Annotated in this window: 18 protein-coding genes; 4 read left to right on the forward strand and 14 right to left on the reverse strand. The window is 71.2% G+C overall.

The window, feature by feature from the left end; all coding sequences use genetic code 11:
* The first annotated feature begins 101 nt into the window (after nt 1-101).
* From RZ1_RS11575 to RZ1_RS11590, 4 genes are read left to right on the forward strand one after another with little or no spacing between them, the layout of a single operon-like run.
* On the forward strand, nt 102-812 hold the full coding sequence (locus tag RZ1_RS11575) for an energy-coupling factor ABC transporter permease (RefSeq protein WP_072811958.1): 711 nt from the start codon (nt 102-104) through the stop codon (nt 810-812).
* Nucleotides 809-1159 carry a PDGLE domain-containing protein gene (locus tag RZ1_RS11580; RefSeq protein WP_072811959.1) on the forward strand — a complete coding sequence of 117 codons (351 nt, stop codon included), beginning with the start codon at nt 809-811 and terminating at the stop codon, nt 1157-1159. The genes RZ1_RS11575 and RZ1_RS11580 overlap by 4 nt, the downstream gene beginning before the upstream one ends.
* Nucleotides 1156-1917 carry a cobalt ECF transporter T component CbiQ gene (gene cbiQ / locus RZ1_RS11585; protein ID WP_072811960.1) on the forward strand — a complete coding sequence of 254 codons (762 nt, stop codon included), beginning with the start codon at nt 1156-1158 and terminating at the stop codon, nt 1915-1917. Before RZ1_RS11580 ends, cbiQ begins: the two co-directional genes overlap by 4 nt.
* Complete coding sequence (locus RZ1_RS11590; RefSeq protein ID WP_072811962.1) at nt 1914-2663, forward strand: energy-coupling factor ABC transporter ATP-binding protein; 750 nt, start codon at nt 1914-1916, stop codon at nt 2661-2663. The genes cbiQ and RZ1_RS11590 overlap by 4 nt, the downstream gene beginning before the upstream one ends.
* Nucleotides 2664-2668: 5 nt before the next feature.
* On the opposite strand, the gene RZ1_RS11595 is transcribed toward RZ1_RS11590, so the two are convergent.
* The 14 genes from RZ1_RS11595 to RZ1_RS11655 are packed head-to-tail and all read right to left on the reverse strand — an operon-like array spanning nt 2669 to nt 14435.
* On the reverse strand, nt 2669-3424 hold the full coding sequence (locus RZ1_RS11595) for a DUF6390 family protein (protein WP_072811963.1): 756 nt from the start codon (nt 3422-3424) through the stop codon (nt 2669-2671).
* Nucleotides 3425-3426: 2 nt separating this feature from the next.
* On the reverse strand, nt 3427-4560 hold the full coding sequence (gene hypD, locus RZ1_RS11600) for a hydrogenase formation protein HypD (protein WP_072811965.1): 1134 nt from the start codon (nt 4558-4560) through the stop codon (nt 3427-3429).
* A 28-nt stretch (nt 4561-4588) separates the two neighbouring features.
* On the reverse strand, nt 4589-4873 hold the full coding sequence (locus RZ1_RS11605; protein ID WP_072811967.1) for a HypC/HybG/HupF family hydrogenase formation chaperone: 285 nt from the start codon (nt 4871-4873) through the stop codon (nt 4589-4591).
* A 17-nt stretch (nt 4874-4890) separates the two neighbouring features.
* Nucleotides 4891-6030, reverse strand: a complete 1140-nt coding sequence (gene hypE, locus RZ1_RS11610) for a hydrogenase expression/formation protein HypE (protein ID WP_072811968.1) — start codon at nt 6028-6030, stop codon at nt 4891-4893.
* Nucleotides 6027-6704, reverse strand: coding sequence for a D-sedoheptulose-7-phosphate isomerase (locus tag RZ1_RS11615; protein WP_072812075.1), 678 nt, complete (start codon nt 6702-6704; stop codon nt 6027-6029). Before RZ1_RS11615 ends, hypE begins: the two co-directional genes overlap by 4 nt.
* A gap of 4 nt (nt 6705-6708) precedes the next feature.
* On the reverse strand, nt 6709-7464 hold the full coding sequence (locus RZ1_RS11620) for a phosphoheptose isomerase family protein (RefSeq protein WP_072811970.1): 756 nt from the start codon (nt 7462-7464) through the stop codon (nt 6709-6711).
* Nucleotides 7461-9896, reverse strand: a complete 2436-nt coding sequence (hypF, locus tag RZ1_RS11625) for a carbamoyltransferase HypF (RefSeq protein WP_083583640.1) — start codon at nt 9894-9896, stop codon at nt 7461-7463. The genes RZ1_RS11620 and hypF overlap by 4 nt, the downstream gene beginning before the upstream one ends.
* A complete protein-coding gene (locus tag RZ1_RS11630; RefSeq protein ID WP_072811971.1) occupies nt 9893-10147 on the reverse strand; it encodes a HypC/HybG/HupF family hydrogenase formation chaperone in 255 nt (84 codons plus the stop codon). The genes hypF and RZ1_RS11630 overlap by 4 nt, the downstream gene beginning before the upstream one ends.
* A 3-nt stretch (nt 10148-10150) precedes the next feature.
* On the reverse strand, nt 10151-10654 hold the full coding sequence (locus tag RZ1_RS11635) for a hydrogenase maturation protease (RefSeq protein ID WP_072811973.1): 504 nt from the start codon (nt 10652-10654) through the stop codon (nt 10151-10153).
* Nucleotides 10651-10752, reverse strand: a complete 102-nt coding sequence (locus RZ1_RS31850) for a DUF6893 family small protein (RefSeq protein WP_371305802.1) — start codon at nt 10750-10752, stop codon at nt 10651-10653. The genes RZ1_RS11635 and RZ1_RS31850 overlap by 4 nt, the downstream gene beginning before the upstream one ends.
* Nucleotides 10753-10766: 14 nt before the next feature.
* Complete coding sequence (locus tag RZ1_RS11640; protein ID WP_238072020.1) at nt 10767-12182, reverse strand: hypothetical protein; 1416 nt, start codon at nt 12180-12182, stop codon at nt 10767-10769.
* Entirely contained in the window at nt 12179-12832 is a 654-nt protein-coding gene (locus tag RZ1_RS11645; protein WP_072811975.1) for a DUF6084 family protein, read from the reverse strand. The genes RZ1_RS11640 and RZ1_RS11645 overlap by 4 nt, the downstream gene beginning before the upstream one ends.
* Entirely contained in the window at nt 12829-13461 is a 633-nt protein-coding gene (locus RZ1_RS11650; RefSeq protein ID WP_072811976.1) for a DUF5947 family protein, read from the reverse strand. Before RZ1_RS11650 ends, RZ1_RS11645 begins: the two co-directional genes overlap by 4 nt.
* Nucleotides 13461-14435, reverse strand: a complete 975-nt coding sequence (locus tag RZ1_RS11655) for a NifU family protein (protein WP_083583641.1) — start codon at nt 14433-14435, stop codon at nt 13461-13463. Before RZ1_RS11655 ends, RZ1_RS11650 begins: the two co-directional genes overlap by 1 nt.
* Nucleotide 14436: the final 1 nt, after the last annotated feature.

A 14436-nucleotide genomic window follows, 5' to 3' on the forward strand; every position in this document is an offset into this window, starting at 1 on the left:
GTGAACGGAGAGTTCCCCGAACTGCCTTCGACGGGCTCACCCCCGCGCCCCCACCGGCGGATACATGAGCAACTGTTCATATGAGAAGGTACGATTCGTTGATGGATGTCGTAGCGATGCACATGAGCGACGGCCTCGTCGACGCACCGACCTCGCTCCTGTTCGGCGCCGTCGCGGTCGCCGGGCTCGCCATCGCGCTGTGGCGGGCACGGCGTGAACTCGACGAGCGCACCGCCCCCATGGCGGGGCTGGTCGCCGCGTTCGTATTCGCCCTGCAGATGGTGAATTTCCCGATTCTTCCCGGCGTCAGCGGGCACGTCCTCGGCGGCGCGCTCGCCGCGATCCTCGTCGGCCCGTACACCGGCGCACTGTGCCTCTCGATCGTGCTGATCGTCCAGGCGCTGCTGTTCGCGGACGGCGGTCTCAGCGCGCTCGGCGCCAACATCACCAACATGGCGCTGATCGGCGTCGCGACCGGTTACGCTGTCGCGCTCGCGCTGCGTCCCCTGCTCCGGGGCCGCACCCGGGGTCGGGGCCTCGCGGTCGTGTCGTTCACGGCGGCATTGTCCGCCGTGGTCGCCGCCTCGGCCGGATTCCTGCTCGAATACGCGATCGGCGGCGCCTCGACCACCTCGCTCGGGACCGTCGCCGCCTACCTGCTCGGCACCCACGCGCTCATCGGCGCCGGGGAGGGGATCGTCACCGCGGCGACCGTGGTCACGGTCGCCAGAGCCCGGCCCGACCTGGTGTACCTCCTGCGCACCGCCCCGCGGCGCGCCGCTCCCGCGTCTGCCTCGGATGTGACCGCATGAGCCGCCGCCGGGTGCTGCTCGCACTCGCCGCGGTCACCCTGCTGATCGCCGGAGCACTCTCCTACCTGGCCAGTCCGAGCCCCGACGGCCTCGACTCGACGACACTACGCGGGTGCGAGGTCGTCGAGGTCGACGGCAGCGAACACGTCACCGGCGAGTGCATCGCAACCACCACCACCGATCACGCCCTGTCCGGCGGCCCCCTGGCCGGCTACGCGGTCGGCGGAAGGCAGTTCTCGACCGGACTCGCCGGCGTCGCGGGCGTCGTGGTCGTCGCGATCGCCGCAAGCGGCCTGTTCCATCTCCTCGTCCGACGCCGCGCGCACGGCGACTCCCCGAATCCGTGAGCGGGACGCATGCGGCCCGGCTGCACCTGCCGGGCACATCACCGGTCCACCGGTTGCCGGCGGAGGTGAAGATCGTTGCGGCAACGACGTTCGTGTTCGTCGTCGTCGCGACCCCGCGCGAGGCGATGTGGGCGTTCGGTGCGTACCTGGCGCTGCTCGCCTCGGTGTGGACGATCGCGGGGATCCGGCCCTCGTGGCTGGCTCCACGGATGCTCATCGAGCTTCCGTTCGTGGTGCTCGCGGTACTACTACCGTTCGCCGAATCCGGGGAACGCGTTGTCGTGGCCGGGATTTCGCTGTCGGTGCCCGGCCTGTATGCCGCGTGGGGGATCCTCGTCAAAGGCACCCTCGGAGTCCTCGTGTCCCTGACCCTCGCGGCGACCACGGCGGTGCGGGAACTGCCGGAGGCACTTACCCGACTCCGCGTGCCGGGACTGGTCACCACCGTAGTCGTGCTGATGATCCGGTACGCGGACCTGCTCGCCGCCGAGGCCCACCGGATGCGTATCGCACGGTTGTCCCGCGGTGACGACCCCCGCACGCTGCGGCAGATCGGCGCGACCGCGCGCGGGGTCGGCGGGCTGTTCCTGCGTGCCTACGAGCGCGGAGAACGGGTGCACCTGGCGATGCTCTCGCGTGGATTCACGGGCGCGGTACCGGCTTTCGGAGCGACCGCCCGTTCCGCGGACTGGATGTCGGCGCTGGCGCCGACCACGTGCGCCCTGCTCGTGTGCGCGACGGCGTGGGTGACGACGTGACCGGCACACCCGCGGTGCACCTGTCCGGCGTCGGATACTCCTACCCCGACGGGCGGCGTGCCCTGCACGGCGTCGACCTGGCCGTCGCGGCGGGCGAGCGGGTGGCGGTGCTCGGTCCCAACGGCGCGGGCAAGACGACACTCATGTTGCATCTCAACGGTGTGCTCACCCCCACCGAGGGGTCCGTCGCGATCGGCGGACGGCGGGTCGGTCGCGACACCGTCCGCGAAATCCGGCGCGCCGTGGGGCTCGTGTTCCAGGACCCCGACGACCAGCTGTTCATGCCCACGGTCGCCCAGGACGTCGCGTTCGGCCCGGCGAATTTCGGGGTCCGCCCACCGGAGCTCGACGAGCGGGTCCGGGAGGCCCTCACCGCTGTCGGCATGACCGAGCACGCGGAACGCGACACCACCCATCTGTCGGGCGGGCAGCGTCGTCGCGTCGCACTGGCGACCGTGTTGTCTTGCAGGCCAGAGGTTCTCGTGCTCGACGAGCCGTCGGCGAACCTCGACCCGGTGGCCCGTCGCGAGCTTGCGGAGGTCCTCGCCCGGCTCGACGCGACGCTGCTCCTCGTCACCCACGATCTTCCGTATGCCGCGCAACTGTGCACCCGCGCGGTGGTCCTCGACGACGGCCGGCTCGTCGCGGACGGACCGATAGACGAGATCCTGACCGACGACGCGCTGCTCGCGGCGCACCGGCTCGAACTGCCGTGGGGCTTCTCCGTGCCGCACCGGCGAAGCTGAACACCTCACCGGGTGGGGAGCCGACCGTTGGTGTGCCCGAGTTGACGCACGGTCCACGACTCCAGCCGGCCGGCCTCCTCCGCGGTGAGTCTGTCGCACACGAAATCCCAGTGCAGCGCCACCTGTTCACCCACGCGCAGGGCGGGCACGAACACTCCGGATGCGGTGCGCCGGCCGGCACGCCGGACGGTTTCGGCGCCGAGAGCCAGCCTGGTGCCGTCGAATTCGAGCGGACGCACGCGCACCGCGGCGTCGCCGTCGGACACCTCGAGCACGGTCCCCCATCCGATCCGGCACGAGTCGAGGATGTGGAGTGGTTGCGGCATCCCGGTTTCCAGCAGCCGCGACCACGGGTACACCCCGAACACGTGGAACGCGTGGGTCGCGGTCACCTCGGGCAGCAGCTCCGCCGTCAGATGCGACCAGTAGTGGCCGGCCCGCTCCCCGAAACGGCTCAGCAGCTCACCACCGAACCGGTCCACGTCGATGCGATCGGTGAGGAGGTTGCCGGTCCAGTAGGCGCGCACCACCCGCTCGTCGAGCGGATCGGTGATCCCGCAGTGCTCGGCGATCAGTTGCTGATAGGGCCAGGCCCCGCTGAACTGCCGGGCCGCGGCGGCCACCGCCGCGGGATCCCCGCCCCCGCAGGCGGCCCTCTCGAGCGCGGCGGCACTCGCGGGCCCGCAGTAGCCGAGTTCGTTGGGCGCGTGCGCATAGCGCGCGAACAGCCGAGCCCCTTGGGCCGCCACGCCGTCCGCCACGGTCAGCCTTTCCCGCGCTGCCCCACCAGTGCCGCGGTCTCCCGATGCAGTCGACCGAAGTTGTAGTAGGCGGCACATGCTCCTTCGGGGGAAACCATGCAGGTGCCGATCGGCGTCTCGGGTGTGCATGCGGTTCCGAACACCTTGCACTCCCAGGGTTTGATCACGCCCTTGAGCACCTCACCGCACTGGCAGGCCTTCGGATCGGCCACCCGCACACCGGGCATCGAGAAGCGTTGCTCCGCATCGAACTCGGCGTAGTCCGGGTGGATACCCAGCGCACTCTGCGAGATGAATCCCAGTCCGCGCCACTCGAAGTGGGGACGCAGCGCGAACGTCTGCGCCAGCAACGTCAGGGCCTGCCGATTGCCCTCGCTGCGCACCACGCGGCTGTACTGGTTCTCGACCTCGCACCGCCCGTCCCGGATCTGGCGCAGCAGCATGTGCACCGACGCGAGGATATCGAGCGGCTCGAAACCCGCTACCACGATCGGTTTCCCGTACCTCTCCGGTACGAATCGGTACGGACGCAGACCCACGACGGTCGACACGTGGCCCGGCCCGAGGAACCCGGACAGACGCAGATCCGGCGACTCGAGGATCGCCTTGATCGGCGGCACGATCGTGACGTGATTGCAGAACACCGAGAAGTTCGTCAGGCCGAGCTGTTTCGCACGCACCAGGGTCACGGCGGTGGACGGCGCGGTGGTCTCGAACCCGACCGCGAAGAACACCACCTGCTTGTCCGGGTGGTCGACGGCGATTTTGAGCGCGTCGAGCGGCGAGTACACGAACCGCACATCGGCGCCCCGCGCCTTCGCCTCGAGAAGGTTGCCCCGGGATCCGGGCACCCGCATCATGTCCCCGAATGTCGTGAACACGACGTCGGGCTGTTCGGCCAGCCACATCGCGTCGTCGATACGACCCATGGGGATGACGCAGACGGGGCAGCCCGGTCCGTGCACCAGCTGCACCGACGGCGGCAGCAGATGTTCGATGCCGTGCCGGTAGATGGTGTGGGTGTGCCCGCCGCACACCTCCATGAACTTGAACTCGTCCCCGGCCGCGAGGTCGGTGATCGCTGCGACCAGGGCCCGGGCCGCGGCCGGGTCCCGGAACTCGTCGACGAATTTCATGGTGGCAACCCGCTTTCCCTCGTCGCCGTCATCTCGGCGTCGTGTCGATCTCCGAATTCGTGAACGCCTCGATCTCGTTGACGTAGTCGGCGCCCATCCGGCGCACCTGATCGAGCGTCATCTGCGCCTCCGCCTCGTCGATGCGTGACATCGCGAACCCGACGTGCACGAGCACCCAGTCACCGACCTGCAGCCCGGTGCCGGCGAGCAACCGGATGCTGATCGCCCGCTGCACCCCGTTGACGTCGACCTTCGCGAGGTCCTGGTCGGCGTCGAGGATGTCGACGATCCTTCCCGGAATTCCCAGACACACAGCAGTTCTCCTCACCGTCAACAGATTCGCGGCAGCGGGTCGCCGACGAGCATGTCGACGATCCGGGTACCTCCGAACGCGGTGCGCAGCGCGACGATGCCTTCCGGTTCCGCAAGGATCTCGCCGACGACCGCCGCGGCCTCACCACCGGCCTGCCCGCGCAGCGCAGCGAGCGCCGCGTCCGTCTCGTCCGCGGCGACCACCGCCACGAACTTGCCCTCGTTCGCCACATACAGCGGGTCGATGCCGAGCAGGTCGCACGCGCCGAGGACCGCAGGCCGGATCGGCAGCGCCGCCTCGTCGAGTACGACCGCGAATCCGGTGGCCTGCGCGAGTTCGTTGCACACGGTGCCGACGCCGCCGCGGGTCGCATCCCGCATCCACCGGGTCGCCGGGGCCGCCGCGAGCAGCGCCTCCACCATGCGGTGCACGGGCGCGGTGTCGGACGCGATGTCCGCCTCGAGTGCGAGTTCACCGCGCGCGAGCAGCACCGCCATACCGTGGTCACCGAGCGGACCGGACACGACGACCCGGTCGCCGGGCCGGACCAGGTCCGCGCCCAGCCGACGACCGGCGGGTACCACCCCCACACCCGCGGTGCTGATGTAGAGCCCGTCGGCGGAACCCTTGCCGACGACCTTGGTGTCCCCGGTGACGATGGCGACCCCTGCACCGGACGCCGCGGTCGCCATGTCCGCGACGATCTCCCGCAGCCGGGCGATCTCGAATCCCTCCTCGATCACGAATGCCGCCGACAGCCAGCGCGGCCGGGCACCGGACACCGCAAGATCGTTGACGGTGCCGTGGACCGCGAGGTGCCCGATCGAACCGCCCGGGAACTGCAGGGGTTTGACGACGTACGAATCGGTCGAGAACGCCAGGCGCTCGCCCACACCGACCGCCCCGCCGGCGGCGCCCACACCGACCGCCCCACCGGCGGCGCCCGCATCGAGGACGCCGACGGCGGCGTCGCCGAGCTGTTCGAGTTCGGGGTTACGGAACGCGTCCACGAACACCGCATCCACCAGGGCCGCGGACGCCTTGCCGCCGGCCCCGTGGGAGAGGGTGACGACCGTGTCGAGCAGACGCGGACGCCGGCGCCGGAACGCCTCGATCCGGTCCAGGACCCGATCTTCGCGACCCGCGTCGGTGCTCACGGCCGGCCTCCCGCAGTCTCGGTGTCGCGCTCGAGATGCTCCTGCGTGGCCTCCCACAAGCGGTATCCGAGCAAGGCGTGGCTCTCCTGGATGCGGTGAATGCTCTGGGAGCGGACCGTGAAGCAGAAGTCCAGGTCGTCGGTGACGGCCATCCGGCCGCCGTCGTGCCCGGCGAACCCGACGGTGAGCAGGCCGCGGAATCTCGCCTCGGCGAGGGCGGTCATGAGATCGTCCGAGTTGCCGGAGGTGGACAACGCGATCGCGACGTCGACCGGTTTCGCGTGGGCGATGATCTGCCGCGAGAAGATCAGGTCGAATCCGACGTCGTTGCCGAGGGCCGTGACCACGGCCTGGTCCGCAGCCAGGGACCACGCGGGCACCGGACGGCCCCGTGCGGGCCTGCTGAACAGGGAGGCGAGGGTCGCGGCATCGGTGGAGCTGCCTCCGTTGCCGAACGTGTAGAGCCGGCCGCCGCGCGCGAAGACCCGGGCCATGCGCTCTCCCGCGGACTCGAGCGCCGCTCCCCATTCGTCGATCGACTCCTGTTGCAGCCGCGCACTCTCCGCTGCCTTGCTGCGGGCGGACGCGGCGAGGTCGCGCAGCAGCGGCCCGGCGTCACGCTCCTCCGCATCGATGAACGGATACAGGAAGCCGGTCTCCTCCGGTTCGCTCACGGTGTCACCTCTCTGCCGGATCTGCAGGAACGTCGAGCCGGGTGAGCGCGACACCGCCGTGCACGACGAGCAGATCGTGCGCGGCAACGGATTCCAGGATCGACACGTCGACGTGTTCCTCACCGCCCGCGGTCCGCACCAGGGCGGTCGTGGCGGCGGCGCCGGGTGAGGCGATGACCTCCGCGAGCCTGCCCTCGTCGCCGCACGTCACGCACACCGCGTCGGGCTGGTCTTCGGCGAGCAGCCCGGGATGTTCGAAAACCACGTGGGTCAGCTCCCACAGCAGGTGGTACAGCAGCACGAACCGGCCGGTGGCCGGCACCATCGGATCGTTCGAATCGACCCACAGCACGTGCGTGGCGGCCCCGGCGGGTGGGCGGGGCCCGGCGCCGATCCAGATGGTGTCGGTGCCCCACGCTGCGGCGCGTCGCGCGATGTCGAGGACGTCGGGTTCGTCCGCGGCGGCGACAGCGAGGACGACATCACCCGGCCGGGTCGCGACCCGGCACTGGGCGACCGGGTCCGGCTCGACCAGCGACACCGCCGGCAACGCCCGCTTACCCATGATCACCGGATGCACGAATTCCACGGCCACGTGGTGCGCGTGCGGTTCCCATTGCGGCGACACCACCCACAGGGTCGCGCCGGCGTGGAATCTCCGCGCCAAGCCCAGCGCCGCCGTCGCCAGATCCGCGGCGAGTTCCTCCCCGATCGGGTTCTCGCCGATCGGCGGATTCTGTTGCTGTGTCGTCGGTGTCATCGCACACGTCCCGTCGATACCTCGTCCGCCGCCCGCTCTGCCCCCAGGTCGGCTCGCCGCCGTGGGGACGGGGCGGCTCGCCGCCGTGCGAGGGTGGCGCCGATCGCGGCCTGCCCCAACGACAGCCCACCGTCGTTCGACGGCACCCGGCTGTGCGTCAGGACCTCGAACCCACTGTCTTGCAGCATAGTTCGCACACCGTCGGTGAGCAGGCGATTCTGGAAGACACCGCCGGTCAACCCGATCGTGGAGATTTGCGCGGCGGTGGCGATCCGCGCCGCCAGCCGTGCGACGGCGACCGCGAGCGCACAGTGGAATCCGAGCGCCAGATCCGCGGCCGGAACCCCCAGCCGCAGGCCCCCGACCAGGCAGCGCAGCGTCCCGGTCCAGTCCAGTTCGTCGCCGAGCACCGCCATCCGCACCGGCGCCGGTCCCGCCGCGGTCCGCGCGAGCGCCTCGAGTTCCACGGCCGCCTGCCCCTCGTACGTGATGCGATGACGCACCCCGAGCAGGGACGCCACCCCGTCGAACAACCGCCCGGCACTCGTGGTGCGCACGCAGCCGATGCCGGACCGCAACTGGGACGCCACCAGGTCCCGCTCCGCGGCGGGGAGAGCACCGGCGCACGGCAGGTCGGCCACCTCCGGCGAGGTGGGCTCACCGATACCGGCGTCGCGCAGCAACGCCAGCGCGACCCGCGCCGGGGTCCGCACCGCGACGTCGCCGCCGGGCAGCAGGAACGACCGCAGGTGCCCGGCCCGGTGCATGTCGAGCAGGTCCGGTCCGACGAGCAGCAGTTCCCCGCCCCACACCGTCCGGTCGCAGCCGTATCCGGTGCCGTCGAACGCGATGCCGAGGGCCGGCGCACCGATCCTGCCGTGTTCGGTGAGCAGCGACGCGACGTGCGCGTGGTGGTGCTGCACGGTGTGCAGGGCGACGCCGTGGTCGTCGGCGTAGCTCTCGGCCCACTGCCGCGTCGCGTAGCCGGGGTGGGCGTCGGCGACGACGAGTTCCGGGGTGACCCGGTGCAGCGCGGTCAGCCGCGCCACGGACGTTTCGAACGCGCGCCGGCTCTCCAACGAGCCCATGTCCCCGAGGTGCGCCGAACAGAACGCGTACTCCTGCCGGGTGAGGCAGAAGGTGTTCTTCAGTTCCGCGCCGACCGCGAGGACCGGCGGCGACGCCTCGCCGAGCAGCACCGGCATCGGCGCGTAGCCGCGCGAGCGCCGGATCGGCGCCTCCCGGTCACCGTCCCTGGTGTGCGTCGTGTCGTTCCGCTCGTGGACGACCGCGACCACCGAATCCTCGCAGGGCACCGCGATCTGCCGATCGTGCACGAGGAACAGGTCGGCGATGCCGCCGAGACGGGTGCGGGCCTCACCGTCGTCGGTGCACAGCGGTTCGCCGGAGGCGTTTCCGGACGTCATCACCAGCAGGCGCGGCACCGGATTCGGATGTCCGGGCACCGGCATGAACAGTAGGTGGTGCAGCGGCGTGTATGCGAGCATCACCCCGAACTCGCCCAGACCCGGCGCCACGTCGTCGGCGACGGTGGTGGCGGTCCGCTTGTCCAGCAGCACGATCGGGCGTGCGGACCGGGTCAGGGCCGCGATCTCCCGCTCGGACACGGCGCACTCCGCCGCGACCGTCGCCACGTCCGGTGCCATCAGCGCGAACGGCTTGTCGGGCCGCCGCTTGCGTTCGCGCAGCCGCCGGACGGCGCCGGGATCGGTCGCGTCGCACACCAGGTGGTAGCCGCCGAGCCCCTTGACGGCCACGATCTGCCCGGCCGCGAGTGCGCGCTGAACCGCCGCCAGCACCTCGTCGTCGCCGTCGACACGGTCGGCTCCACGTTCGGCATGGATCCTCGGACCGCAGTCCGGGCAGCAGATCGGCTGGGCGTGATACCGCCGATCGACCGGGTCGGCGTATTCGCGGGCGCAGCGCGGGCACATCGGGAACGCGGCCATCGTCGTGGCGGGACGGTCGTAGGGCAGGTCGGTGATCACCGTGTAGCGAGGTCCGCAATGGGTGCAGTTGACGAACGGATGCCGGTAGCGGCGGTCGGCCGGATCGTTCAGTTCCCGGAGACAGTCCACGCACGTGGCGACGTCGGGTGGGATCAGAGTGCGCAATCCCGGTGTACGACGGCTGTTCACGATGCGAAAATCGCGGTCGCCCAGGGGCGTGCGCGGGACCGACGTCAGGCCGAGCACCTCGGCGAGCGGCGGGGCGTCGTCCCGCAACCGTCGCACGAACTCGTCGAGTACGGCGGTGGCTCCTTCGATTTCGACGAACACTCCGGCATCGTCGTTCCCGCACAGCCCGGCCAGGCGCAGTTCCCCGGCCAGGCCCGCAACGAAGGGCCTGAATCCGACGCCCTGCACCACCCCCCGGACGGTCACGCGGCGGCGCTCGACGGCGCTCGTCACGGCTCGTCTCCCCGGTCGAGGCCGCGGCCCATCAGTTCCAGGCCGGCCAGGGCACGTTCGGCGCCGGCCTCGTCGACCCGTTCCACCGCGAAACCCATGTGGATGACGACCCAGTCGCCGGGCGCGAGGGTTCCGTCGTCGAGCAACCCGATGTTGATGCGGCGGCTCTCACCCACGACGTCGACGAGCGCCAGCTGACCGCCGTAGCCCGCGAGCAGACGGATCACCCGACCGGGAATTCCCAGGCACACGATTCAACCTCCGACCCCGGACGGCGCGGCCGGATCGGTCCGCTGGAGCAACTGCACGGCGCGCCGCACCGCCCCCGCAGCCGGTTCGACCGCGGCGGCGACAGCGGGTGAGAGCCCGATGCCCTCGTCGACGCACTGCGCCTGGCAGCCCACCACGACCGTGCGGGGCCGGCTCCCGCCCAGCGCCGCGAGGGTCGCGAACACCGAGGCCGGGTCCATGCCGTGGGCATCCACCCTCACCGCGGCGGGGGCGGTGTCCCCGGCTTCGAAGACCCGCACCGCGCCGGGTTCCCCGGTGCCGGGAACGGCGTCGATCAGGACCAGCCCGTCCCACCCGTCGAGCAGGTCGTAGGCGAGGTGCATTCCGCGAATACCGTAGTCCACCAATCGGACTCCTTCCGGTTGCGCGGTCCCGGCGAGACTGCGCACGACCTCGGGTCCGAAACCGTCGTCCCCGAGGAAGATGTTGCCGACACCCGCCACCAGAATCCGCACGCCGCTGCTCACATGTTCCGGATCCGGAAGTAGCGCTTGAGATCCGGCATCGACTTCACCGCGATCAGCACCGCGCCGACCGCGAGGACGGCGGCGGTCGCCGTGGTCATAATTCCGACGATTCTCATGACTCCTCGTTCCTCGACGGTTGCACCGGCACGCCCGGCACCGGGTCGATCTCGTCCGGCGCGAAATACAGGTAACGGCCGAACCACTCGTGCAGATCGGCGGCGGGGTCGTCGACGAGTACGACACCGACGTGGGTCTCGCCGTCCACGTCTCCGTGGACCGTCGCGACGCGCGCGAGCCGGTCTCGGAAGAACAGGTCCTGCGCGTCGGCCCGCCGGGACGGGCGCAACCGGACGAGGCTTCCCCGCGCCACCGGCACCCCCTGCACCAGCACGATGTCGCATTCCGGTCGCACACTGGTGTCCGCTTCCTCGGTCCACCAGTCGACACCGTCGGGCACGTCGGGTATCGGACCGGCGGCGCGGTCGGGGTCGCGGCCCGGGTCGCGCAGGACGCCGTGCAGCGCCCGGAACTGCTCCGGGGTCATCGCCTCGCAGCGGTCCACGATCTCCGCGGCCCGCGCGTCGGTGGCGCGGGCCTGCGCCTTCTCGTCGTCGGTGAGCGTCAACACGCGCAGCGTGAGGATCTCGTCGATCTCCGTGGCGTCGAACAGGTCTCCGCCGCTCTGCTCGGCGACGCGGGGGTGGTCGTAGAGGATGATCGGGGACACCAGCACGACGGGCGCCTCACCCGGCACCGCGGGGTCCGGGTCACCGGCGAGAACCGGGAAACACCGCTCGTGGGTGCAGCTGCCGGCGATCGCGGCCGCGTCGGCGGGCGGTTCGAGCAACGATACGAAACGCGCGCCGGCGGCGGCGAGGATCAGATGCGCGCCGATCAGCGACCGCCCGATCGCGTCGTCTGCGTCGACCGGTGTGTCGCCGGTGTTCGCGACGGTGACGGCGACGCGGGCGAGATCACCGGCGATCGGCCCGACCTCGACCGTCACGGTCGCGCGCACGGCGCGGCGGGTGCGCAGCAGGCGCCCGGCGACCGTGCCGTCGGGTTCGGTGAGCAGTTCGCTGTCCTCGCCCGCGGGCACCGCGACCCCCGCTGCCCCGTGCGCGTTTTCGGTAGCCACCGCTACCGAAAACACGCACGAGCATTCGACGGCCTCGTCCCACCCGACCCACGAGCGTCCGGCGACGACCAGCTCGGGGACGGTCTCGAATCCGTCGTCGGTGCGACGCTGCACCGTGCGCCGCTGGAGCTGGAGAAATCGCAGGGTCACCTCGATCACCGGTTCTGCTCCCAGCATGCGCACCACGGTCTGGGTTGCCAGCGACGCCGGCTCGCCGAGCCCGGCCTCGGCGGCGCCCGGCGGTCCCAGCACCCCGAATTGCCAGCGCGACTGGTTCTTCCGGGAGCTCGCCCGGTACGGGTACAGCAGGTAGCCCTCGTACAGGACCGCGTCGGCGACCGCGCGCACCTGGTCCGTGTCGGTGAGTTGTTTCTGCCGTGGCACCGTCACGACGCCTCCACCCCCGTTCCGGCACCGGCTGCGGCGAGCAGTTCGGTGATCGCGGCGTCGAGATCGATCAGCCCCCGTTCGGCCTTGAACCGGCCCAGTGCGGCCAGCGTCGCGTGGGTGAGCCGTGCATAGCCGGTGTCGGGGAAGTGCGCCCGCATGAGGTCACGCCACACCCACACCGGAAGGTCGTATCGGGCCTCCCGGTCCCACGGCACCTGTTCGACCGCGAATCCTGCTGTACCGCGGGTGAAGACGGTGCCGCTGAACAGCGCCAGCAGCGGCACCGTTCCGTCGCCGAGCGCGTGCAGGTACCGCGCGGCGGCCACGTCGAAGTCGTACGTGCAGGTCAGCGGCAGCGTCGCCTCGCATCCGCCGTCGAATCCCGGCACCACCGTGGACGCGTGCAGCCACGGGAAGGGCGCGAGGGTGGTGCCCCACCGGTCGCGCGTGCCGAACAGGTCGGTCAGCGCGGCTTCCTCCTCGGGACCGTAACGGCGGCGGCGCGGTTCGATGCGGAGCTGGCATCGCAACGCCAGCGCATGCACGGTCGCACCCGTGCCTTCCCGTATCCCGAGTGTGGCCAGCAGCGTCGGCGCGGCCGCGTACGGTTCGGGCGCGATGTCGGCGACGGTGAACTCGAGCGCGGTCACGTCGGTGCCCCCGCGTCGACCGGGCGGCTCCGCCGGGTGAGCGTGTCGAAGAATCCGTCGAGTTCGGCACGGGCGTCGTGTCCGCCGTCGAAGCCGCGCCACACCCGCCGCAACCTGCCGACCAGTTCGTAGCACGCGTCGATCGGCACGAGGTGGCAGGTGGGGTCACCGCGGTCCGGGACCCGCACGAGCAGCGCCTCCACATCGGGCGTCGGTTCCGTCAGCGCCGGGTTGTCCGCGAGGACCGTGTCCCACGTACCGAGCGGCAGCTCCGATTCCGCGGCGCCGGCGGGACCGGGGTAGAACGCGACGGTGCGACCGAGCGCCGAATTGCGGAAGAAGAACGCCAGCCCCACCGGGATCTCGAGGTCCGCCCACCTGCCCGGCGCGAGCGTGAAGCCCGGGAACGACAGGTACCGGTCGGGAACGGCGCGAAACCGCAGGCCTGCGCCCTGACCGGTGAAGAGCAGGTAACAGGGCCGGCAGACACACATCAGGCGCCGGGAATCGAGGTCGACGACGTGCCGGTGCGCGTCGTCGACCTCGATCGCGCACATCTGGCACCGCTCGGCCGCCGCGGGCCCCGGTGTCCCCGCGATGCGGCCGAGAATCTCGGGCACGGTGGCCATCACGTCACCTCGGTGGGGCGAGCGGAGCGACGGGGTGCAGTGCTGGCGCGAGCGGAGCGACGGGGTGCAGAGCTGGGGCGAGCGGCGCGACGGGTGACGGTGTCCGGGCGCTCATCGGGCACGGCGAGCGACAACGTCCCGTCGCGCACCAGGATCGGCAGCGGATCGAGGTGCTCGGCGGTGCCGTCGTCCAGCCGGGCGCCGGCCCGGTGTACATCGAAGTGTGCTCGGCATTCCGGACAGCGCAGCACGGCCGCGCCCGCGCCGTCTCCGGCCCGCCGGTGCAGTACCGCGCCGGCGAACGAACTGCCGCATGCGGGGCAGCGGTCGCGGTAGGCGAGGTACCGGCCGTCGAGTCGGCACGCCAGCACGGGCAGCCCGTCGATCGTGAACCCGCCGACCTCCCCCTCTGCGAGCCGCTCGAATTCCGTTGCCGCACACCACACACCGTTGCCTACCGGCTCGATATGCGCGAACAGGGCCTCCGGGGCGATGAGTCCACGATCGTCGGGTTCGGTTTCCACGTCGAGGTCGGTGATCTCCGGGGCCGCCGCCCGCACGGCGTCGCGCACCGCCAGTTCGAGCGTGACCGCCGACGACGGGCATCCCCGGCAATTGCCGAGCAGCCGCAGGCGCACCACCGATCCGCGGATGCCGAGCAGTTCGACGTCGCCGCCGTGCGAGCCGAGGTACGGACGCACCGAGTCCAGCGCGGCACGTACCCGGGTGGTCACGTCGTGCGGGTGCAGCCCGTGGACGAGCAGCAGGCTGGCGACCAGGTCGTCGCCTGCGACCGTGTCGACGGCGCTCGGGTACGCCGCAATCGTGTCGAGGATCCGGGCCAGGCCGGCCCCGTACAAATCCAGCACTTCGCGCAGGAGGTCTTCGGCGCGGTCGCGGGCGGCCGGTCCGGCTACGGAACAGGCGTCGAGCAGCGCTTCGATACGGTCACCGGATTCTCGCCACCGTTCCATC

It is taken from the genome of Rhodococcus zopfii NBRC 100606 = JCM 9919 (assembly GCF_001895025.1).
In the GTDB taxonomy this organism is placed as follows: domain Bacteria; phylum Actinomycetota; class Actinomycetes; order Mycobacteriales; family Mycobacteriaceae; genus Rhodococcus; species Rhodococcus zopfii.

Coding starts and splice junctions, on each gene's coding strand:
- RZ1_RS11575 (WP_072811958.1), top strand. CDS start 102: ATGGATGTCGTAGCGATGCACATGAGCGACGGCCTCGTCGACGCACCG.
- RZ1_RS11580 (WP_072811959.1), top strand. CDS start 809: ATGAGCCGCCGCCGGGTGCTGCTCGCACTCGCCGCGGTCACCCTGCTG.
- hypD (WP_072811965.1), bottom strand. CDS start 4,560: ATGAAATTCGTCGACGAGTTCCGGGACCCGGCCGCGGCCCGGGCCCTG.
- RZ1_RS11620 (WP_072811970.1), bottom strand. CDS start 7,464: ATGACACCGACGACACAGCAACAGAATCCGCCGATCGGCGAGAACCCG.
- RZ1_RS31850 (WP_371305802.1), bottom strand. CDS start 10,752: ATGACCACGGCGACCGCCGCCGTCCTCGCGGTCGGCGCGGTGCTGATC.
- RZ1_RS11650 (WP_072811976.1), bottom strand. CDS start 13,461: ATGGCCACCGTGCCCGAGATTCTCGGCCGCATCGCGGGGACACCGGGG.
- RZ1_RS11655 (WP_083583641.1), bottom strand. CDS start 14,435: ATGGAACGGTGGCGAGAATCCGGTGACCGTATCGAAGCGCTGCTCGAC.